A 23125-nucleotide genomic window follows, 5' to 3' on the forward strand; every position below is an offset into this window, starting at 1 on the left:
CAAGAATTACATCTGTGTTAGATTATATACTGTAGTTTACAACACGCTTAAGGTATTCCAATACCTCGTACCGGGTAGTCTAACGCTGATGGTGCGAGCGTTCCCCTAAAATCCGCAAGTGTAAACTTAAAAAAGTTGTAAAGCTTAATATTTCAAAGCTTTACAACTTTGATTTTTTCACCTAAATTGGTGATAAAACCTCGCACTATGAAAATACAACAAAGTTCTCATTTATCGCCTTTTGGTGGTTTAAATTTTGTACTTGAAGAATTTAAGAAACTAAAAATTGACCAATTACTAAAAACTAACCTGCCTAAGCTATCTGGTAATAGTCATTATACATGGAAAGATCTGATTTTTTCATTCTGGTCCATTTATTTTTGTGGAGGAAGTTGCATTGAGGATTTGGGAGAAAACTTTAGAGGTTTTCTAACAGATAGCCCGTATCTAAAAGCCCCTAGTCCAGATAGATTACTTAGTCGATTTAAAGAACTCTCAGAAGCTAAATATGTATGTAAAACAAAACGTGGAGAATCAATAAATGAATTTAGTGAAAATCCCATGCTGGATATTTTGAATATTAGATTGCTAAAAAGGCTAAACCCGGAAAAATATCTTAAAAAGGACTTGATACTTGACTACGATAACACGATTATTTTTACAAATAAAGCCGATGCAAAAATGACCTATAAAAGAGAATATGGTTATTGTCCAGGTGTTGGAATTATTGGTAGTGACATTGTAGGAATTCAAAATAGAAATGGCAATAGTGTAGCTTATGCTTTACAAGAAAAGACATTGGAAACAATGTTTGAAAATCTAAAGCAAGAAGGTATTTCAGTTGATGCATTTAGAGCTGATAGTGGTTCTTATAAATTTGATATTATAAATACAGTAAATAGGTATGTCAATAAGTTTTACGTTCGTATTAAAATGCGACCAAGTATTTATCAAGCTATTAGGTAGATAATTGGACAGAAATAAAAACCAAAGATGGTAGAACATTGTTTCGGGGATCATCTAAATTCATTCCCTTCAAAAGAGTAGCACGAGACCAAAAGCAAAAAGATTTACTTAGAGAATATAGAATTGTTGTTACCAAAGAAAATAACAATGATGGTCAAATCAATATTTTCACCAATGAAGCTTGTGTTTATAGTTGTATAATGACTTCTGATTTTGAAAAAACTGATGATGAAATTGTCTTCTTTTATAATCAAAGAGGTACTATCGAAAGAGAGTTTGATGTATTAAAGAATGATTTTGGATGGAGACACTTACCATTCTCTAAACTTGGACAAAACACAGTTTTTCTGATACTTACTGCAATGTGTAGAAATTTATATGATTATATTATTCAAAAATTCTCATCTCGTTATCAAAATCTGAAATCAAATTTTAGAATCAAGAAATTTATTTTTCGATTTATGTGCATTCCAGCTAAATGGATCAGCCATGCCAGGTACAAATATCTGAAAGTATATGGAAAGATAGCTTTCAAGACATAGTATTTCCTGACAGTATGTTGATTTTCTTATTTATTGGCACTTAAATAACAGTTATTCTTTTGGAGAACTGATTATTATCTTTTTCCCTCAGGACTAGTCCGCCACATGAGCATTGGTTCATTGCATGCTAATAATGAATTTTTGACTTGCTATTTATCTTATCAGGATTATTATTTATGAAATAAAATTCAAAAATTTGCTTTACTTTATCTACTTGCGGATTTTAGGGAGACGCTCGTATCTATTTTCGAAGAAAATAATTTAAATACAGCCTGGCAGAAATGTCAGGCTTTTTTGTTGAAGTAGTTTTCAACTACCAACAAGATATTATCAATCAGATTAATTTATTATATATTAGAATTTCAAGATAACTGTGGGGTTGGTATCTTATACTGCATTCGTAGAGCACGACCTACAAGCTCGCGCTCAATGTCATTAAGTTAAGGTCACTTCACAATGCATTGCGTTGGTTTTTAGTGACCTTTGGTTTAACTCTATTTCTGTATTTATCCTTATGCCTTTCAAAACTTCGATTGGGTCTTATTGGAATCAGATGCTTTCTGAAAATATCTTTAAGTTCTGAAAAAACGGTGTCTATATCTTTGTTTGAAAGAAACAATTCTACAATTCGATCTTTCAAGAATCCATAGGATAAATTACTGTTTACTTTGTATTTATACTTTGTTGTTTGATTTTCCTGTAATTCATCATTCAATTCTGTTACCATCAGAGTTTGAATATTTGAGATGAATAGAGCTGCATAAAAATCTTGCAGAATGCACTGATTTGAATAACCTGAAAACAATTCTACTTTTATCTTATTCTTTAATTCATCATAGAAATTTTCTACTCCCCATCGTTTAAAATACAAATCCTTGAAAATTCCCGTAGGATAGTTTTTACTGCATAATAAAGTTGTCATTAACAGTTCTGTTGTTCCATCAGCGAGATCTACTCTAATTAAGCGTACTTTTATCGAATCATTTTTGGAGTAAGTTTTATTCTTTAACGATACATTTTTGCCCGGCTTCATATCAATGATGCTTGAATATTTACCACTTGCAATAAACTTTTGTGTTGCAGCATTAAAGCTAACTTTTGCTCGGATTAAACAATCAATTTCTAATTGTAAGTGTTCATAAATCAAATCGAAAGAAGGATATCCTCTATCATAAATAACCAAATCATTGCTTTGAGTAGTTTGTAAATGGTCTATTGCTAATGATTTTTCGCCTGTCGACAAAGCTCCTAACTTTCCATCAATCACGTAATTGTTTAGTACGTCATATAAAACAGACAATCGGGCTTGAGCCACAGTTGTTTTGGTTTGATTTTTTGTAGCGCCATAAATGGATCTTAACTCTTTTGTATCAGGCAAAGATATTCTGGTTCCATCAACAGCTAATAACCGAAAGCCTTTCCAGAGTTTTACAGACTCATCATTATCGGTATAAAATTCATGAGTTAACACCTGAGAAAGTTCCTTAAAAACACGAGGATCAATTTTCTTTCGGCTCTGCACAAAGGCACTTTTCGAAAATGATCTTATATTGATATTCTTAACGAAACTATAAATCTCTATGGCAAGACTTTTTCTTAAAAAATTCATCATGAAGACTAATGTGGTTGAGAATGTTAAGACTCTATCTCGGGTAAAATCCTTTTCATTCATTCGAAACTGAAACTTTAATTGTTCCGAAAATAAATGTTCTCGTATTTTTTCTACAATAAATTTAGTAGTTTTTTTTCATCATAATAACTCTCTGAATACTATATAAATATAGCAAAAAAATGCCTAAAAACCTTGCTATTTATGCTGTTATTCAGCATTTTACATCCTTAACTTAATGACATTGAGCTCGCGCTAGCGGGGGTGAATTCATCTTTATTAAAGAATCGAGTGTCCATCAGCATAAGGATACACACTGTATTAGCCTCGTAATAGACAGTCTGTTAGCTGGGGAATAGAGTCTGTATTATTAGAAACTGATTAAAATTGAAGCTTTCAACAGCCAGCTGTGGAGAGCTTCCACTCCCGGCTATGGACATCTTCCACAGCATAGTATGGAGACTCTCCACATTAGGCTATGGAGACTCTCCATATTTTTAACCTGCAAGAAAAGCCTTCCAGGAGGAAAGTTTTTACAGGTACCAGGTTTTTTTTAGTATCCGGGTTCCCTGTAGTTTGCAGGGAGTGTTTTTAAGCGTGTAAGAGTATTGTACCAGCCTGTTTGTGACTTTAGGACAAAAAAAAAGAGTCTCACTCCATTTGGAATTCCTTGGACTATTTCGACTTCGCCCCTTCGACTCCGCTCAGGGAGCTTAGGACAGTATTTCTATTTTTTTGAGTTTAGGGCATAAAAAAAAGGATAGTAAATCATAAGACTTACTATCCTTTAAAGGTTGGCATCGACCTACTCTCCCACATCTCTGCAGTACCATCGGCGCTAACGGGCTTAACTTCTCTGTTCGGAATGGGAAGAGGTGGAACCCCGTCGCTGTAAACACCTAAAATCGTTGTTGACTTTTTGTTGTTAATCATCTCTTTTGTGATTAACCGTCAATCTAATATCATAGACATATTGAAAATAAAGTAAAAATAACCGCCGTTCGATTCAGCGATTGACCTCGCCACTCAGAAGCTTTCGGGTAATTAGTATTGCTCGACTTTGATGTTACCACCTTTACATCTGCAACCTATCAACGTTATCGTCTCTAACGACCCTTAAAGGAAATCTCATCTTGAGGTAGGCTTCGTGCTTAGATGCTTTCAGCACTTATCCCTGCCCAACGTAGCTACTCTGCTATGCAGCTGGCGCCACAACAGATACACCAGAGGTTAGTCCAACCCGGTCCTCTCGTACTAGAGTCAGATCCTCGCAAATTTCCAACGCCCACAACAGATAGGGACCGAACTGTCTCACGACGTTCTGAACCCAGCTCGCGTGCCACTTTAATGGGCGAACAGCCCAACCCTTGGGACCTTCTCCAGCCCCAGGATGTGACGAGCCGACATCGAGGTGCCAAACCGCTCCGTCGATATGAGCTCTTGGGAGCGATCAGCCTGTTATCCCCGGAGTACCTTTTATCCTTTGAGCGATGGCCCTTCCATACGGAACCACCGGATCACTATGCTCTACTTTCGTACCTGATCGACCTGTTTGTCTCACAGTCAAGCACCCTTGTGCCATTGCACTCTTCACACGATTACCAAACGTATTGAGGGTACCTTTAGAAGCCTCCGTTACTCTTTTGGAGGCGACCACCCCAGTCAAACTACCCACCACACACTGTCCGTCGTCAGACGTTAGACTTCAGATAAGCAAAGGGACGTATTTCAAGGATGACTCCAGAACCCCTGGCGAGGCCCCTTCATAGTCTCCGTCCTATCCTACACATCACTTACCCAAAATCAATGTGAAGCTGCAGTAAAGGTTCACGGGGTCTTTCCGTCCCGTTGCGGGTAATCGGCATCTTCACCGATACTACAATTTCACCGAGCTCATGGCTGAGACAGTGCCCAGATCGTTACACCATTCGTGCAGGTCGGAACTTACCCGACAAGGAATTTCGCTACCTTAGGACCGTTATAGTTACGGCCGCCGTTTACTGGGGCTTCATTTCAGATCTTCGCCGAAGCTAAACCCTCCACTTAACCTTCCAGCACCGGGCAGGTGTCAGGCCTTATACGTCATCTTTCGATTTTGCAAAGCCATGTGTTTTTGGTAAACAGTCGCCTGGGCCATTTCACTGCGGCCTCCCGAAGGAGGCGTCCTTTCTCCCGAAGTTACAGGACCATTTTGCCGAGTTCCTTAGCCATGAATCACTCGAGCGCCTTAGTATTTTCTACTTGACTACGTGTGTCCGTTTGTGGTACGGGTTTCTATTACCTGATGCTTAGAGGTTTTTCTTGGAAGTAAAATTACATGCACTATCAGCGCTGCCGTAGCATTGCTGTACTATCTGATTTCAGCTCAAAGACCGGATTTACCTGGCCCTCTCATAGCATACGTCATTCAACGAACTATTCCGTCAGTTCGCGGCATTGTCATCTCTTCGTCACCCCATCGCAGTAATAGAAAGTACCGGAATATTAACCGGTTGTCCATCGAGTTCGCCCTTCGGCTACCCCTTAGGTCCCGACTTACCCTGATCCGATTAGCGTTGATCAGGAATCCTTAGTCTATTGGCGTGCGGGTTTCTCGCCCGCATTATCGTTACTTATGCCTACATTTGCTTTTCTAAAAGCTCCACAATACATTACCATACTGCTTCTGCGCCGTTAGAATGCTCCCCTACCAGTTAGAATAAATTCTAAATCCATAGCTTCGGTGGTATGTTTATGCCCGATTATCATCCACGCAAGATCGCTCGACTAGTGAGCTGTTACGCACTCTTTAAATGAATGGCTGCTTCCAAGCCAACATCCTAGCTGTCTAAGCAATCTCACCTCGTTTGTTCAACTTAACATACACTTGGGGACCTTAGCTGATGGTCCGGGTTCTTTCCCTCTCGTCTGTGGACCTTAGCACCCACAGGCTCACTGCCAGATATAAGTTATAGCATTCGGAGTTTGTCTGGATTTGATAGGCGGCGAAGCCCTCGCATCCAATCAGTAGCTCTACCTCTATAACTCTCGACTCTGACGCTGCACCTAAATGCATTTCGGGGAGTACGAGCTATTTCTCAGTTTGATTGGCCTTTCACCCCTACCCACAGTTCATCCGAACACTTTTCAACGTGTGACGGTTGGGCCCTCCACTCTGGTTTAACAGAGCTTCAGCCTGACCATGGGTAGATCACCAAGTTTCGCGTCTACCCCCACTAACTTTACGCCCTATTCAGACTCGCTTTCGCTTCGACTTCGCACCTGAAGTGCTTAATCTCGCTAGTGAGGAGTAACTCGTAGGCTCATTATGCAAAAGGCACGCAGTCACACCATAAAGGTGCTCCTACCGCTTGTAGGCGTACGGTTTCAGGTACTCTTTCACTCCTCTGTTCGAGGTGCTTTTCACCTTTCCCTCACGGTACTTGTTCGCTATCGGTCTCTCAGGAGTATTTAGCCTTACCAGATGGTCCTGGCAGATTCACACAGAATTCCTCGTGTTCCGCGCTACTCAGGATACTGCTAGAATTACTTCGCTTACGTGTACGAGACTATCACTCTCTATGGCCTGTCTTTCCAAACAGTTCCACTTCACTTAGATCTTCATATTGCAGTCCTACAACCCTGACATTGCCGAAACAATATCAGTTTGGGCTAATCCCCGTTCGATCGCCACTACTAGGGGAATCACTTTTGTTTTCTTCTCCTCCGGTTACTTAGATGTTTCAGTTCTCCGGGTTTGCCTCCTTTTCAGGATACTCATTGCTGAGTGGGTTGCCCCATTCGGAAATCTACGGATCAAAGGTTATTTGCACCTCACCATAGCTTATCGCAGCTTATCACGTCCTTCTTCGCCTCTGAGAGCCCAGGCATCCGCCATACGCCCTTAATTACTTCTTTTTGTGCCAATAAAAGTATTAAACTTTCATCTCGAAATCAATCGTTGTTTCTTTACTTTGGTTACTTCTACTTTACTACTTTCAATATGTCAAAGAACTTTTAAAATACACCATTTTGTATCTTTCGTGGAGAATATCGGAGTCGAACCGATGACCTCTTGCGTGCAAGGCAAGCGCTCTAGCCAGCTGAGCTAATCCCCCATATTACGTTTCACTTATTTAATTAATAATGAATATTGTGTAATTAATAATTACAACAGCTTTCCATTGTTAATTATTAATTGATAATTATTAATTAAACCTGTAGTCCTGCGCAGATTTGAACTGCGGACCCCTACATTATCAGTGTAGTGCTCTAACCAACTGAGCTACAGGACTAAATTAATAATCCATATGCTAGCGGTTAATCACCCTAACGCTATGGGTTATGGTATATTAAAATGAAAACAAGTAAAAAGTCAGGCAAAACAGAACAATACTCTGTCTTATCACCATAAACATTTTGTCGATATCCTGAATCTCCAGAAAGGAGGTGTTCCAGCCACACCTTCCGGTACGGCTACCTTGTTACGACTTAGCCCCAGTTACCAATTTTACCCTAGGTCGATCCTTAACGGTTACGAACTTCAGGTCCCCTCGGCTTCCATGGCTTGACGGGCGGTGTGTACAAGGCCCGGGAACGTATTCACCGTATCATTGCTGATATACGATTACTAGCGAATCCAACTTCACGGAGTCGAGTTGCAGACTCCGATCCGAACTGAGACCAGCTTTTGAGATTAGCATCCTGTCACCAGGTAGCTGCCCTTTGTACTGGCCATTGTAACACGTGTGTAGCCCTGGACGTAAGGGCCGTGCTGATTTGACGTCATCCCCACCTTCCTCTCACCTTACGGTGGCAGTCTCGCTAGAGTCCTCAGCATTACCTGCTAGCAACTAACGATAGGGGTTGCGCTCGTTATGGGACTTAACCCGACACCTCACGGCACGAGCTGACGACAACCATGCAGCACCTTGTAATTTGCTCCGAAGAGAAGATCCGTTTCCAGATCAGTCAAAATGCATTTAAGCCCAGGTAAGGTTCCTCGCGTATCATCGAATTAAACCACATGTTCCTCCGCTTGTGCGGGCCCCCGTCAATTCCTTTGAGTTTCATTGTTGCCAACGTACTCCCCAGGTGGATTACTTAATGCTTTCGCTCAGTCGCGCACGGTGTATCGCGCACAACGAGTAATCATCGTTTACGGCGTGGACTACCAGGGTATCTAATCCTGTTCGCTCCCCACGCTTTCGTCCATCAGCGTCAATATCAGTTTAGTGAGCTGCCTTCGCAATCGGTGTTCTACGTTATATCTATGCATTTCACCGCTACATAACGTATTCCGCCCACCTCAACTAAATTCAAGACCTGCAGTATCAATGGCAGTTTCACAGTTGAGCTGTGAGATTTCACCACTGACTTACAAGCCCGCCTACGGACCCTTTAAACCCAATAAATCCGGATAACGCTCGAATCCTCCGTATTACCGCGGCTGCTGGCACGGAGTTAGCCGATCCTTATTCATACGGTACATTCAAACACCTACTCGTAGATGCAATTATTCCCGTAAAAAAGCAGTTTACAACCCATAGGGCAGTCATCCTGCACGCGACATGGCTGGTTCAGGCTTGCGCCCATTGACCAATATTCCTCACTGCTGCCTCCCGTAGGAGTCTGGTCCGTGTCTCAGTACCAGTGTGGGGGACTATCCTCTCAGACCCCCTAAACATCATCGCCTTGGTAAGCCGTTACCTTACCAACTAGCTAATGTTACGCATGCCCATCTTGTACCCCAAAAAGGTTTAAATCATCTCCCATGCGAAATATGATTGTTATGCGGTATTAATCCGGATTTCTCCGGGCTATCCCCCTGTACAAGGAAGGTTGCATACGCGTTACTCACCCGTGCGCCGGTCGTCATCTACTGCAAGCAGTAATGTTACCCCTCGACTTGCATGTGTTAGGCCTGTCGCTAGCGTTCATCCTGAGCCAGGATCAAACTCTTCGTTGTATAAAAGTTTTTATAATTCTGTCTCATTCAGATTATCAAAGTTTAATGGTAATTTTTTATTGACAAGGTTGTATTCTTGTTTTTACCTAACTTCTTGTTTTCAATATTTTCAAAGAACGTTCCGTTCTGCTTTTTTCCTTCTAAACCTCCTGAAAAATCAGGCGGAAAAGCGAGTGCAAAGATAAATGAAACTTACTCTTAAATCCAAATAAAATTTGAAATATTTTTGAAGTTTTTTTTTACCCGATGTGATCTCCATCAGATCAACACCTCACTCACAAAACTTTTTTTTAAACTCCCCTCGTTTGAGAAGCGGCTGCAAAGATAAATACTTTTAATTTATAATTGCAAATGTTTTTTAACTTTTTTTCCCAAGCCTCATCCTCTCGAAAGCCTCATAGATACTAGTGCTCCAAAGAATTATCTCTTGTCAAAAGCGGCTGCAAATATAAATACTTTATCTTTACAAATCCTAATCTTTTTTCAAAAAAAATCTAAAACTTTTCAAAATCGTAATCCTCTCAAAAATCTTAACGCGGTTCAACCACTCTTCCCTCAAGAATTACTCTAACGCCTTACCCTTGTAAAGCGGGTGCAAAGATAACTGATACTTTTCCTCTTTTCCAAATCGAAAAATCAAACTTTTTCTTAACACTAGGCTAACTATTTGGTAACCTGAGTAAAAAAATCGAAAAAAATTAAACTTTTTTCAATCGACACCATCCCTGATGTACCTGGACTCAAAAAAAGCCCTCTTAAGTAAGAAGGCTTTGCTGTTATAAATCTTTCTTTGATTTTTTTTGATCCCTTTCGATTTGCCATGGAAAGTTATTCCCATGCGGAGCACCAAATTCTTTAGCTGTTAACTCTTCGGGTTTTAATCGGTAAATTTCTACATTCTTAACCGCCGGTGAATTGTAAGTAAATTTTCTATCGGTATATTGTGCCATAAGAATATTTAAAGCATCAACTTTCTTGTCGTAATCGGTAATGAATTCAATTTTTCCTCTTGCAACAACACTTTTTCCTTTCATTCGGTAACTACATGCAACATGAGCATCTTGTGCAGCAAGTTCTACCGGTGTGCAAAAAGTAACACAAACCTCAGGCTTTGCTTTCATAGAATCAATTAACTTTCCAAAATCAGCTCCATGCATATAGATGTAACCATCGTGATAACCAAAATTCATCGGCACAACATAGGGTCTGTTTTCAGTATCAATAACTCCAAGATTACAGATATCACATGAACGAATAATCTCATCAATCCGTTTTCTGTCTTCAATAAATATTGTTTTCATTTTAATACAGTATCAAGTACAGAGTAATTAGTACAGAGACTATTTACAATATTGGTTATGTACAGTTTTATAGTATTGTTCGGTTTCCCAACTCTTTTGAAATCGCATTTTTGATTTGATCGAGTACCATTTTTTGTTGCATCAGCTCCAACATGCGATCGGCATCACCGTTTTCTTGAGCTTTTCGCATTTCCTGTAATACTTCATTCATTAACAAACGCACTTTTTTACCTTTGTATTCATTTACCATTTTTGGAACTAAATCTTTCAATTTCTCATGAATAGATTCCACAAAACTCCCGTTTTTGGTCCAAATCTTACTTTCTTCGTAAGGTTCACTCAAAATATCTGCGGCTAACTGACTTACTTTATCGTTCGTATGATCTCGGAAAAAGGTTTTTGCATTGAAATTTTCAATACCCATATTCGAACTATATTGATCAAAAACCAATTGATATAATGGATCTACCGATTCCAATTCATCTTTTTGTAATTCTGACACAATAAAGGAACCTACATTAGTAACCACATCCTGATCATTTTCATCCTTCTCTTCAAACAGCACCTCTGAACCAAAATTTAAAAGAAAACTTACAAGCGCTCTTTCCTCCGTATCACAAGCATTAGCAAGGTCTTTAATTCGAGATCTATCAAAACTACCAAGTTCCTTTATTTCTGCTACAGTGCCACTCTCTCTTCTTTTCTTTTCCGTTTTATTTAACTCAGAATATAAAGTTCTTTCATCAACATTTAGTATCCTACTGCACTCTTTTATGTAAGGAGGTCGAGTTGGAGGAGACATCTTTTCTATTGACCTTATTATATCAACAATTAAATTAGCTCTTTTAATAGGATCTCCTTTTGCATCATCTAAAAGTAATTTTGCTTTAAATAAAATAAAATCACTTTCATTTCTATTGATATATTCCACTAAATCTGATGCTCCCATTTTCTTAGAAAATGAATCTGGGTCTTCTCCATCCGGTAAAAGTAAGACTTTAACATTAAGCTCTTGTTCCAAAACCAAATCGATTCCTCGTAATGATGCTTTTATCCCTGCCGGGTCGCCATCATATATAATAGTAACATTGTTTGAGAATCGTTTTATCAAACGGATTTGATCAGGAGTTAATGCTGTACCAGATGATGCAACAACATTTTCGATTCCTGCCTGGTGAAAAGAAATCACATCGGTATAACCTTCTACAAGAAAACATTTATCGTTCTGAACGATTGATTTCTTTGCTTGGTAAATACCATATAAAACACGGCTTTTGTGATAAACTTCCGATTCGGGAGAGTTTAAGTACTTGGCAGTTTTCTTATCATTTTTCAAGGTACGACCGCCAAAAGCAAGAACACGACCGGCAATTCCATGGATAGGAAAAATCACCCTTCCTTTAAATCGATCTATTAACCTGCTCTCTTTAGCGATACTCAAACCTGTTTTCACCAGATACTCTTTTTTGTATCCACTATCCATAGCCTGTTTCGAGAATGCTTCCCATTCTTCGAGGCAAAATCCGATCTGGAACTTTTTAATGATATCATCGCGAAAGCCACGTTCTCTGAGATAACTCATTCCTACAGCCATTCCTTGAGGATGTTGATGTAAGTTATGAGAAAAAGTCTTTTGAGCGAAGGAGTTAACAATCATCATACTCTCACGATCATTTTTTTGCTTAACTTGTTCTGCAGATAGTTCCTGCTCAACGAATTCTATATGATATTTCTTGGCAAGGAATTTTAAAGCACTCACATAATCGAGGTGCTCATGTTCCATGATAAAGTTAACAGCGTTTCCACCTTTACCACATCCAAAACATTTATAAATTCCTTTTGCTGGAGACACCGTAAAAGAAGGAGTTTTCTCGTTATGAAAGGGACACAAACCCAAATAGTTCACTCCTCTTTTCTTCAGCGTTACGAAATCCGAAACAACTTCAGTTATCTCCGCAGCATCAAAAATTTTTGATATGGTAGCCTGATCAATCATACGAACAAAAATAGAAAACATGATTGATATACATCCAATGAATGTAGAATTTTAAAATACTTCGAGTGTCAAATATAATTTTATTAGGATTTGAGAGTTTTATAATCAGATATCACCATAACAATTTCTGTGGCTGATATTTTTTATTGAAGGATAATAAGTGTAATAAAACCAAATTGTTAGCCATGATGAAACGAGCATGATTAAAATAACGATTAAACACACAGGATAATGATTATTTTGATTTTGCGGCTTCCACCTTACAAATAAAAAAATTATAAACAGATGAAAAAACTACTTTTTACCATATTAATTTGCTCACTATGTATGCCACTTTTATCGCAAGAGCATCTACCAAATCATTCCGATTACCTGGCTTTTTTAAAAACAAAAACTCTGGTTGTACTCGATGACAATCCCATGAGTGAATACAATTTCAGAATTCGTGATGTGATCAAAAAAAACTGGAACATTACCGAATATAAGTTTATTTCCAATGCTGAATTTGAAAAGAAAAGATTCGACCCACACTATTCTTTTATCATGAATACCATAGTAACTTTTAACAAAGACAAAACCAAAGCCAGATACAATTTCTTGAGTTTGGTAATGGGGGGAAAGGAGAAAAAGATTGCCAATATGCCCGATTTGTGCTCAGTACCATTATCGTATAAACATGTGCACGAAGATGTGTATGCATATAAGTTGCCTAGTTTTATCCGCTTTATTCAAAAGCATGTGCAACTGATTATTAAAAACCCTAAAATGATATCGGCAAACATGCTGAAATACTATAACAAGAACGCTGCCTTGCTAAAAGGTAAAACTCTTTACATACTAAAGGATGAATTGCAGAAAGAGGTGAACAGCCTGGATAAAATCAGCAAAGTGTATCCAGAAAAGGTGAAAATTGTGAGTCAAGAAGAATTGGAACAGGCCATTGCGAACAGAATGGATAAAGTGGTTTTTCTGCATAAAGTAGGACCAGAACAGTTAAAAATTAAAGCACGTTGTTTTAAGATTTTGGTAGGAGCAAGCGATTCTGAATTTTATTATTTCAATTATCACATGATCAACAAAAAGCAAACCGATGGTTTTTTAGCAAAAGATTTTAGAAGAATTTCCCAATAAATGAAAACTATGAAGAAGCTTGTTGTATTAAGCGGTGCCGGAATGAGTGCTGAAAGTGGAATTAGAACCTTCCGTGATATGGGAGGTTTATGGAATGATTATGACGTAATGGAAGTAGCCAGTCCTACAGCCTGGGCTAAAAACCCCAATCTGGTTCATCAGTTTTACAACGAAAGAAGAAAACAACTGTTTGACTGCTCTCCGAATAAGGGGCATTTGCTAATTAAAGAGTTGGAAAAGCATTTTGATGTTCACATTGTAACACAAAATGTGGATGATTTACACGAAAGAGCTGGTAGTTCCAAAATATTGCATTTACATGGCGAGTTAAAGAAAGCACGTAGCACAGTTGATGAACGTCTCGTTTATGAGTTAGACACATGGAAATTAAGTTTGGAAGATACTTGTGAAAAAGGATCCCCGCTTCGCCCACACATTGTTTGGTTTGGCGAGAGTGTCCCAGCCATATCGAAAGCCGCCGAAATTGTTTCTCATGCAGATCTTCTTTTAATCATTGGCAGCTCTTTAAATGTATATCCGGCTGCCGATCTTATTAATTATATGCCAAACAACAGCCCTGTATATATTATTGACCCTAAGCAACCAGCCATTCGCACCAAAAATAACATCACTTTTATAAGTGAGAAGGCAAGTGTTGGTTTGGATAAATTTTTCGAACTTTTGAATCTTAAATCGTAAAATGTGAAACGAGCCTGCTTAAACAATTAGTTAACATTCACGATAATGGCTATTTTGATCTTGCGGCTTCGATCTGACGATTAAAAAATTATACCCAAATGAAAAATCTATTTATAACAATATTATCGATAATTGCCCTTGCCTCATGCAGCAATTTCGAATCGGAAATCCCTTTGGGTGATCCCGGGGGCAGTAAACTGGATGAAAAATTTCTTGGAAAATAGATTCTTAATCAGGAAAAGAACACTGAAGAAGTTTCGGGTCATATCGAGATTATTCCTTTCAATTCGCAAGAATATCTGGTGCAAATTACCGAATATGCCGACAGTACCGAATTCATTCAATCCATCATGAACTGTAGAATGTTTCCTTGCCAAATCAATAAAGACTTTTATTATAACGTGAGTTCGACGTAAAATTCTATCCACAGAAAGTTATATTTGCGATAGATTTGCATTAAAAATTTGGAAAGAATAGCGGGCTATTTTGAGGAATTTTTAATGTGAAGATGTCGTAAAGAGAACTTTCCATTATGTGTTTGCCTGCTTTCGGCATAAATTTCCTCAAATCTTCTTGAAATATCCCGATATTCCTTCGAAAATTTGAGAAAATTTCTACTCAAAATCAGATCAAACTGTGAACGAATTTTACCTCGAACTCACGTTATTATAATATCCAATTGCTCCACAAGAATAAAAAAAACACCTTCTTGATTTACAAACTACAAGCCATTTCCGGAAACAGATATAAACTTTTGTATTTGGCAAAGGATCATTTCGACAAGCAATTTAAGTCGGCAGATGAATTTCGCGAGTTTGTCGAGAATAACCAAAAAGAGTTTAATAAAACTTTTATAACCGAAGGAATACTGAGTCGTAAAATTGAAAAGTGAAGAAAGCCGGAATAAACAATTCCGGCTTCCAAATATCTATAAAGTCTCAAATTAATCGTTCATCTTATCTTCTTCCATCAAAGATTCCAGCTCTTCTATATTGCCGCCTGAAAAATCTCTTGAGGCTTTCAATAAATTTCCTGCATGCAAGCTAAGGTTTTTGGTTTCGCTCAAGATACCCAAGTATAGAACTGAATTTCTGGTTCCAACTTTATCGCCCTTAATTCTTTTGATTTGCTCTTTTCTGAACTTTCCAAGCAATACCAAAAGATCTTTTTGTTTAGATATTGCTTTCTGAATTTCAGCCGTATCGTAATTGTTCTCTTTCAACAAACGATTAATTGTTCTAAAGAAATCATCAAGACTGGTTTGAATGGTATTCAATTCATGCACCTGCTCCTTGATTAGAGTCTTGTGATTGTTATCCACATATTCGAATGCCGGACCAGCAATAAAGCTCATCGAGTGAGCCATTTCTCTAAGATAATCTATCAATTGAACGTAGAAAGGTCCCGTTGAAATGCTATCTTCAGTTAGCTTTTTCATCATTGCAGGAATCTGATGCTTCATTTGTTTTGCTTCTATATCCAGCTTACTTGCCTTTTTATTACAAACCTTCAATTTTGAACGCTCCTCAAAAGCCAAGCCATTAATAATTTTACCAAACAGGTTCGGAATCTTTTCAGTGATACCAGTAACCGCAAAAGTTATTTGCTCGGATATTCCGCCTTTTATAATAATGGTATCATCATCAGCAGTAACTTCTTTCCCTTTCGCTTGTGATTTTTTCTTGTGAATTACATGAGAACGAACCAAGAAAATAACAGCAATGATTAACAATCCAAATATTGCAAAACTATCCAACCAGTTAATCAGGTTAGCAAAGATAAAAGCTGCTGTAAATGCACTAAATGCAGTAAAGAACCATCCTCCAATCACAGTTAACACACCGGTAATACGGTAAACTGCCGAATCTCTACCCCAGGCTCTATCCGCTAAAGAAGTACCCATTGCCACCATAAATGTTACGTAAGTGGTAGACAGTGGTAACTTAAGAGACGTACCAATAGAAATCAATATACTTGCTACAGTAAGGTTCACCGATGCTCGAATCATATCGAAAGCAGGCTTATCCTTTGCATCAATACCAGCAGTGTGTACTTCTGCGGGTTTTTCAAATCTGTTTGAAATAACTTGATGAACACCAGCTGGCATCATGTTTTTAAGTCGGCAGTTAATATATAAGCAACGACGAACCAATAAACGCGCAAAGAACGACGAACCAAATTTCTCATCACCCTCATTCTGGCTACTTAGGCCAATTTCTGTTTCGGTAACAGTTCGTGCCTTTTTAGAAAACCAAAGTGTAACGGTCATAACTACACCCGCCACAATTAACAAGTAAGTTTCAGTTTGTACTTTCTGACTTAAAATACCCATTGTCATTCCATAAGGATCGGTACCCGGATTGGCTACAAATGCCTGGAACGATTTGAATCCGGCCAAAGGTACACCAATAAAGTTTACAAGGTCGTTACCTGCAAAAGCCATAGCCAAAGCAAATGTACCTACCAAAACAATCACCTTAAGGATATTTAATCGAACAAACCAAACCAAGGCTTGTAACAAAATTGTCCATCCCACAAATGAAACGGCAATAATTGTTAAGGTATTTGATTTAATCCAAGTTAAAGTTTCTTTGGTAATGAAAGAGGATCCTTTAGCTCCTTTAATCAGGATAAAGTAGGTGATTGCAGTAATTGCAAACCCACCGAAAATCGCACCAAAATACTTGAATTTTTTCTCGTATTTGTAGGTGAAAATTAATCGCGTAACCCATTGAACCAATGAACCTGATAAAAAGGCAATAACAACACTCAACAAAATACCCGTAATAATGGCCAGGGCTTTGGCTGAATTGATGTAATTTCCCAGATCCAACAAAGTTTGATCCGAAGAGTTCATAATTTTAACTACGGCAACGGCTACAGCAGCCCCCAGTAACTCAAATACAATAGATACTGTAGTTGAAGTAGGCAAGCCTATTGTGTTGTAAAAGTCCAACAGAATAATATCTGTAAGCATTACCGCAATAAAAATGATCATGATTTCTGCGAAGTAGAATTGATCCGGATGGAAAATTCCTTTACGGGCTACCTCCATCATACCACTCGAAAAAGTTGCTCCTATCAGAATTCCAATGCTGGCAATTATCATGATTGCCCAACGAGGAGCAGCCATAGATCCGAAAGCAGAGTTTAGAAAATTTACAGCGTCGTTACTAACGCCTACGATTAGATCGCTTATGGCTAATGCAAAGAGCACCACCACAATTAATAGATAAAAGTTCTCCATTTGATTAAGTTCATAAATGCATCACAAACATACTAACACATGAAGTTTGGTGTGTTTATTATTTCTTACGTTTGCGTTAACCACATGTTAATTTTTCTCTTCTTCAGATTTGTTTAGCTTCACTAAATAATCGGCAGTAGCAACATTCAAAGCCATAGGTACATTATTAATTACGCAGGTTCGAATTAATGTTTGGATGTCATGTTCATGACCGTGAGGTGTTTCGGCATCAATTAAAAAAATTACTTCGTCAACCTTTCCTTCGAGGATTTGAGCTGCTAAAAGGATATCACCTCCATTGGGTCCGTGCCCAAACGGCTCTACTTCAAGATCGAGAACCGAACTTAAGATTTCAGAAGTATTGGTTGTTCCAATTAATCTGTGATTCCTTAACTCATCCAGATGTCTTTTCACCCAAGCAAGCATCACACTCTTTTTTTCGTTGTGAGCAACCAAAGCGATTGTTTTACTACTTTCCATATTATTATTGTCTTATTTTGAATTAATGTTATATTCTTCTCCTTTAAAAAAGTTCCTAAGTATATAATCAAAAAAACATCTTATTTCAAAAAAATTGCTACTTAATCAATCAAGTTTTTTGTATTTTTCTGATTATTACCAAGTCCGATATTATCTGATTGGATTTTCAACTATTTGAATTAGGATTATCAGATATTAGCAGACATTACATTGTTAATATTAAATTTTAAAACAGTATAACAAATAAACGAAGTATTCTTCAAATCAGTAATAAAATAGTAAATTTGTTAATATTATATTAATGCATACAATATGAAATACCTATCTAGAATTCTGTTATTATCTATTCTTATTTGTGGAATTGGCTTAAGTTCGTGCAAGAAAGAGGTGAAAGATCCTGTAAAAAAAGAAACAACCAAAAAGGTGGCCAAAAAGCAGACAGTAAAAAAGCCGAAGCCAAAATCTGTTGAACAGAAAACTTTAATGCCCGTTGTGGAAAAGATTCCTAAGAAATATTTTCTAATTGTTGCAAGCTTTCAAGAGAAAATGAATGCTGAAAGACTTCAGTCCAAATTAAAGAGCGAAGGTTATGCATCAAATATTCATGATGCCCAAAACGGATTCTATCGTGTTTCATACAAAGCTTTTTCGGATAGAAAACTTGCATTTCAAGAATTGGCATCGGTTCGCACAACGGAAGAACACAAAGACACGTGGCTTTATATCAAACGATAATTTTTAGAACATGGCAAAACTAAGCTATTTACTCATCCCTCTTATTCTTCTTATGCTATCGTGTAAAGATGAAAAAAAGGTAACTATTGTTAGTAAAAAAAATGTTGTTGAACAAACAGCAAAAAGGCAGATGCCTGAACTCACTCCTCCGCCCGAAAAACCAGAACCAAAATTGAGCAAGGCTGAAATTGCCAAAAACAGGAAAATTTTCGATTACCATATTGTAGCAGCAAGTTACAACTACCAAAAACAAGCCGACGATTTTAAAAACAAATTGTACGAAAAAGGTTATCCTGCTATTGTTTTAGAGAAGAACGGCAAATTCAGGGTAATTCTTCAATCATTTAACAACAAAGAATCTGCTATAAAAGAATTAAAACGCCTGAGAAAACTCAATAAAAGACCCGATTTGTGGTTACTACGTCAATAGAGTTGAAGAAAAATAAGGCTAGCGAAAACAACAAAAAAACCCAATACAAAACCTGCATATACCTGGAGAGGACTGTGCAGGTTTAATTTTAAGCGGGAGTATGCCAAAAGGCCTGCAAATACAATTCCAGCCATAAAATATATTCTCATCTGTCCGGCATAAAGAATGGTAAAACACAAAATCATTCCTATAAATCCACCAATGCCAGCCATATGAATGCTTATTTTCCATTTCGTAGAAATTAAAGCAATTACAGCTATGGAGATGATTGCTGCCAATTGTAAATGAGCTACAATTCGTGTAAACGGGAATTTCATTAACAAATAAAAACCCAAAGAATAAAAGATAAGACTTAAGGCCAAGGGAACCAATCTTTCTCTACGTTGTGTTAACCCGTAATCGGAAACAAAGCTTTGAGCCTTTAAAAGTGGCAATGCACTAATGGGAAGAAGTATAGTTGTAATTGCAACAATTAGGTAGACCATACGGATTAATTGAGGAGGTGCAAAATCGAGAAAGGTTCCGGAGTGAAATAGCACAAAAATTGAATACAAAGGCATCAGCATTGGATGTGCGATTCCGGATATGATTCTTGAAAAATTCATTTTTTTTAATTTGAGATTTAAGATCGTAGCGTTTAAGCAAATGCCTTTTAATTAGATCCTGATATAAAACAAAGCTGCAAAAATAATACTTTTGCAGCAGTCTGGGAATATATTCTATTTTTTACTTTATCCTTCTTACAGTTCCTTTCTTAATCGGGCAACCGGAATATTTAATTGCTCGCGATACTTTGCCACCGTTCTGCGTGCAATTTTATATGATTTCTCCTTTAAAATTGCTGCCAGCTTATCATCGGTAAGTGGCTTTTTCTTGTCCTCATTGTCTACACACTCCTGCAAAATCTTTTTGATTTCACGAGTTGATACTTCTTCGCCGCTATCGGTTTGCAAACCTTCCGAGAAGAAATATTTTAAAGAGAAAATACCAAAATGTGTTTGAATGTATTTTGAATTTGATACCCTCGAAATGGTTGAAATGTCTAATCCGGTAATATCAGCAATATCTTTCAGAATCATCGGTTTCAACTTTTTCTCGTCACCCTCCATAAAGTATTCTCGTTGAAACTCGATAATGGCATTCATGCTAACCATTAAAGTATTTTGCCGCTGTTTAATGGCATCGATAAACCACTTTGCCGAATCGAGCTTCTGCTTCACAAACATTACTGCATCTTTCTGCTCTTTGGTTTGATTTTTTTTGTTCCCCGCATAATCCTGAATCATTTCGGAATAGGTACGGCTTACATGCAACTCAGGAACATTTCGTGCATTCAAGCTTAATCGCAAATCCCCATCTTCTTCTTCTAGAATAAAATCAGGAATAATGGTGGGCGAAGCTTTCACCAAAGGGTTGTTAAATGCACTTCCCGGCTTAGGATTAAGCTTAAGAATTTCATCAATGGCACATTTAAAATCCTCATCATTAGCTCCCACACGTTTCTGAATTTTATCGTAATGTTTCTTGGTAAACTCTTCGAAATGTTTTTTCAGAATTAAGTGTGCCAACTTAATATCAGGATTGTGTTTTCCCTTACGGGATATCTGTAACAACAAACATTCTTGCAGATCGCGTGCACCAACTCCTGCAGGATCGAAATCTTGAATGATTCTTAGCAACTCAACAAGTTCTTCAAAAGTAGTTTCGATTCCGGTTGAAAAAGCCAAGTCATCCACAATATTATCGATTTCTCTTCTCAGGTAACCATCTTCGTCGATATTGCCAATTAGGTATTCGGTTAAAGCAGCTTTTTCAGGCTGCAATATTCTTAATCCCAACTGAGAAATCAGTAATTCATGAAAGGTAGTTCCCCCCGAAAAAGGAATCTCTTCGTGCTTGTCATCTTTTGAATAGTTTTGAGCCGATAATTTATAGGAAGGAATGTCCTCATCGTTCATGTAATCCTCTAAAGTAAATTCTTCTTTATCATTATCTTGTTCACTATTGTCATCAGCTTGTATCGATTCTTGAAAATCCTCTACCTTTTCTCCTTCCTCCAGAACCGGATTTTCCTCCAGTTCTTTCTTAATTCTTTCCTCAAGCTGCAAAGTAGGAAGTTCCAACAATTTTATCACCTGGATTTGCTGAGGCGATAATTTCTGTAATAACTTTTGCTGTAAACTTTGCTTTAACATCCCTATTTGTATTCTGGTTTCGTTGGAGCAAGGTACATAATCTGCGCTGAACGAACAAATATCAAGCCAAAACTAAAAAGTTAAAAAATATTAAAGAGAATTTCGAAAACACAATGGCCAAAAATCAAATCCAAAACAGTTTCAATTGAATTCTTAAAACAAAAAACCGCATCACTTGTGTGACACGGTCTTTCAAATATTATAATTATCTCAATACTTTCACATTTGGACTTTGGATATTGAGATTTTGAATTTCACTTCCTAGAACTCAGCATTTTTAGGTGTTCTTGGGAAAGGAATTACGTCACGGATGTTACCCATACCAGTAACAAACAACATCATTCTTTCGAAACCAAGCCCAAAACCTGCGTGAGTTGCAGATCCAAAACGACGAGTATCTAAATACCAATCCATTTCTTCTGCTGGAACATCCATTTCCTTCATTCTTGTTGTTAGCTTGTCCAAATCTTCCTCACGTTGCGATCCACCAACAATTTCACCAATTCCAGGGAACAAGATATCCATGGCAGCAACTGTTTTTCCATCCTCGTTCTGTTTCATATAAAATGCCTTGATATCTTTAGGATAATCGATCAGGATAACAGGTTTTTGGAATTTTTTCTCAACCAAATATCTTTCGTGCTCCGATTGTAAATCAGCTCCCCAACCTTCAATCAAGTACTGGAATTTTTTCTTCTTGTTTGGTTTAGAGTTACGAAGAATATCGATGGCCTCGGTATAGGTCAAACGCACAAAGTCGTTCTCCAATACAAATTTTAATTTCTCGATCAACTCCATCTGACGATCTTCTGCTTTTAAGCCTTTTTCTTCTTCTTGCAGGCGTTTGCTCAAGAATTGCAGATCTTCTATACAATTTTCCAGAGCATATTTAATCATATACTTCAAAAACTCCTCAGCCAAATCCATGTTATCATTGATATCATAGAAAGCCATTTCGGGTTCAATCATCCAAAACTCTGCTAAGTGACGCGTAGTGTTCGAATTCTCGGCACGAAAAGTAGGACCAAAAGTGTAAATCTCACCCAAAGCCATTGCTCCCAGCTCACCTTCAAGCTGACCCGATACGGTTAGATTGGTTTCTTTTCCGAAGAAATCTTCTTTATAATTTATTGTTCCATCCTCGTTTAAAGGTGGATTTTTAGGATCAAGTGTTGAAACTCTAAACATTTCACCAGCACCTTCGGCATCCGATCCAGTAATTAATGGGGTGTGCATGTAGTAGAATCCTTTCTTGTTAAAGAACTCGTGCACAGCATAAGCCATTGCGTGACGAATACGAAAAACTGCACTAAATGTATTGGTACGAAAACGCAAATGCGCTTTTTCTCTTAAAAATTCCAAAGAATGTTTTTTAGGCTGTAGCGGATATTTCTCAGGATCGGCAACACCTAATACTTCAATATTTTTAGCAGCAATCTCAACCGATTGTCCACTACCTTGCGATTCGATAATTTCTCCATCAACCGAAATGGCTGCACCAGTTGTGATTTTTCTTAACAAATCCTCATTAAAATTAGGAACATCAACAACAACCTGAAGATTTTGAATAGTAGAACCATCATTTAAAGCAACGAAATTAATTTGCTTGTTTCCGCGCTTTGTTCTTACCCATCCTTTCACATTCACTGTACTGCCTGCTTCTACAGAAGCCAACAGATCTTTGATCTTAATTCTTTTCTGTTCCATTTAATTAGACTTTTTTAGCTAGCAGCACCAAGCTGTTAGCCCTCAGCTATTCTCAAACAAGAATAACACATTGTAAATATTTCTATTTGCGATCGATATTGCATCAAAAATCACTTTGCGCAAAATCGAACTACAAAAAT

The 23125-nt window shown here is 37.7% G+C and carries 16 protein-coding genes, 2 tRNA genes and 3 rRNA genes; 8 read left to right on the forward strand and 13 right to left on the reverse strand.

Translation table 11 applies throughout. The annotated features are described in order from the left end of the window. Nucleotides 1–207: 207 nt before the first annotated feature. Nucleotides 208–966 carry a hypothetical protein gene (locus ACO05S_RS07985; RefSeq protein ID WP_421920996.1) on the forward strand — a complete coding sequence of 253 codons (759 nt, stop codon included), beginning with the start codon at nucleotides 208–210 and terminating at the stop codon, nucleotides 964–966. A gap of 38 nt (nucleotides 967–1004) precedes the next feature. Beyond that, the gene (locus ACO05S_RS07990) at nucleotides 1005–1508 is read left to right on the forward strand and encodes a transposase (RefSeq protein WP_421920997.1); all 504 of its coding nucleotides are present in this window, start codon (nucleotides 1005–1007) and stop codon (nucleotides 1506–1508) included. 451 nt (nucleotides 1509–1959) lie between these two features. Here ACO05S_RS07990 and ACO05S_RS07995 read toward each other — a convergent pair whose 3' ends face one another. The 8 genes from ACO05S_RS07995 to dnaG all read right to left on the reverse strand — a co-directional run bounded on the left by ACO05S_RS07995 (nucleotide 1960) and on the right by dnaG (nucleotide 12361). Further along, entirely contained in the window at nucleotides 1960–3237 is a 1278-nt protein-coding gene (locus ACO05S_RS07995; RefSeq protein ID WP_421921270.1) for an IS4 family transposase, read from the reverse strand. 672 nt (nucleotides 3238–3909) lie between these two features. After that, a 5S ribosomal RNA gene (rrf, locus tag ACO05S_RS08000) occupies nucleotides 3910–4020 on the reverse strand. A 121-nt stretch (nucleotides 4021–4141) separates the two neighbouring features. Continuing rightward, nucleotides 4142–7014: ribosomal RNA gene (locus ACO05S_RS08005) — 23S ribosomal RNA — on the reverse strand. Nucleotides 7015–7140: 126 nt separating this feature from the next. Further along, nucleotides 7141–7214 (reverse strand) — tRNA-Ala (locus ACO05S_RS08010). A 103-nt stretch (nucleotides 7215–7317) separates the two neighbouring features. Then, a tRNA-Ile gene (locus ACO05S_RS08015) sits at nucleotides 7318–7391 on the reverse strand. 147 nt (nucleotides 7392–7538) lie between these two features. Further along, nucleotides 7539–9064 (reverse strand): 16S ribosomal RNA (locus ACO05S_RS08020). Together the 16S, 23S and 5S rRNA genes with 2 tRNA genes alongside form the textbook arrangement of a ribosomal RNA operon. A gap of 776 nt (nucleotides 9065–9840) precedes the next feature. After that, on the reverse strand, nucleotides 9841–10365 hold the full coding sequence (locus ACO05S_RS08025; protein ID WP_421920998.1) for a pyridoxamine 5'-phosphate oxidase family protein: 525 nt from the start codon (nucleotides 10363–10365) through the stop codon (nucleotides 9841–9843). 67 nt (nucleotides 10366–10432) lie between these two features. Then, a complete protein-coding gene (gene dnaG / locus ACO05S_RS08030; protein ID WP_421920999.1) occupies nucleotides 10433–12361 on the reverse strand; it encodes a DNA primase in 1929 nt (642 codons plus the stop codon). Between the two features lie 285 nt (nucleotides 12362–12646). On the opposite strand from dnaG, the gene ACO05S_RS08035 reads away from it, so the two are divergent. The 4 genes from ACO05S_RS08035 (at nucleotide 12647) to ACO05S_RS08050 (ending at nucleotide 15083) form a co-directional block, all read left to right on the forward strand. Further along, nucleotides 12647–13492: a hypothetical protein gene (locus ACO05S_RS08035; RefSeq protein ID WP_421921000.1), complete on the forward strand. Its 846-nt coding sequence runs from the start codon at nucleotides 12647–12649 to the stop codon at nucleotides 13490–13492. A 9-nt stretch (nucleotides 13493–13501) separates the two neighbouring features. Then, entirely contained in the window at nucleotides 13502–14191 is a 690-nt protein-coding gene (locus ACO05S_RS08040; RefSeq protein WP_421921001.1) for an SIR2 family NAD-dependent protein deacylase, read from the forward strand. A 98-nt stretch (nucleotides 14192–14289) separates the two neighbouring features. Then, nucleotides 14290–14415 (forward strand): hypothetical protein, encoded by a 126-nt coding sequence (locus tag ACO05S_RS08045; protein WP_421921002.1) that lies wholly within the window; start codon nucleotides 14290–14292, stop codon nucleotides 14413–14415. Nucleotides 14416–14900: 485 nt separating this feature from the next. Next, nucleotides 14901–15083 carry a hypothetical protein gene (locus tag ACO05S_RS08050; RefSeq protein ID WP_421921003.1) on the forward strand — a complete coding sequence of 61 codons (183 nt, stop codon included), beginning with the start codon at nucleotides 14901–14903 and terminating at the stop codon, nucleotides 15081–15083. Between the two features lie 51 nt (nucleotides 15084–15134). On the opposite strand, the gene ACO05S_RS08055 is transcribed toward ACO05S_RS08050, so the two are convergent. Both ACO05S_RS08055 and ACO05S_RS08060 read right to left on the reverse strand, forming a co-directional pair. Next, nucleotides 15135–17438 (reverse strand): inorganic phosphate transporter, encoded by a 2304-nt coding sequence (locus ACO05S_RS08055; RefSeq protein WP_421921004.1) that lies wholly within the window; start codon nucleotides 17436–17438, stop codon nucleotides 15135–15137. An 87-nt stretch (nucleotides 17439–17525) separates the two neighbouring features. Beyond that, the gene (locus tag ACO05S_RS08060; protein WP_421921005.1) at nucleotides 17526–17918 is read right to left on the reverse strand and encodes a methylglyoxal synthase; all 393 of its coding nucleotides are present in this window, start codon (nucleotides 17916–17918) and stop codon (nucleotides 17526–17528) included. A 312-nt stretch (nucleotides 17919–18230) separates the two neighbouring features. On the opposite strand from ACO05S_RS08060, the gene ACO05S_RS08065 reads away from it, so the two are divergent. Further along, complete coding sequence (locus ACO05S_RS08065; protein ID WP_421921006.1) at nucleotides 18231–18653, forward strand: SPOR domain-containing protein; 423 nt, start codon at nucleotides 18231–18233, stop codon at nucleotides 18651–18653. 10 nt (nucleotides 18654–18663) lie between these two features. After that, nucleotides 18664–19083, forward strand: a complete 420-nt coding sequence (locus ACO05S_RS08070; protein ID WP_421921007.1) for an SPOR domain-containing protein — start codon at nucleotides 18664–18666, stop codon at nucleotides 19081–19083. Here ACO05S_RS08070 and ACO05S_RS08075 read toward each other — a convergent pair. From ACO05S_RS08075 to asnS, 3 genes are all read right to left on the reverse strand, one after another. Continuing rightward, complete coding sequence (locus ACO05S_RS08075) at nucleotides 19077–19688, reverse strand: hypothetical protein (RefSeq protein ID WP_421921008.1); 612 nt, start codon at nucleotides 19686–19688, stop codon at nucleotides 19077–19079. The genes ACO05S_RS08070 and ACO05S_RS08075 overlap by 7 nt on opposite strands. 135 nt (nucleotides 19689–19823) lie before the next feature. Further along, nucleotides 19824–21278, reverse strand: coding sequence for an RNA polymerase factor sigma-54 (gene rpoN, locus ACO05S_RS08080; RefSeq protein WP_421921009.1), 1455 nt, complete (start codon nucleotides 21276–21278; stop codon nucleotides 19824–19826). 261 nt (nucleotides 21279–21539) lie between these two features. Continuing rightward, nucleotides 21540–22985 carry an asparagine--tRNA ligase gene (asnS, locus tag ACO05S_RS08085; protein ID WP_421921010.1) on the reverse strand — a complete coding sequence of 482 codons (1446 nt, stop codon included), beginning with the start codon at nucleotides 22983–22985 and terminating at the stop codon, nucleotides 21540–21542. Nucleotides 22986–23125 lie beyond the last annotated feature (140 nt).

This window comes from Marinifilum sp., from assembly GCF_965230805.1.
In the GTDB taxonomy this organism is placed as follows: domain Bacteria; phylum Bacteroidota; class Bacteroidia; order Bacteroidales; family Marinifilaceae; genus Marinifilum.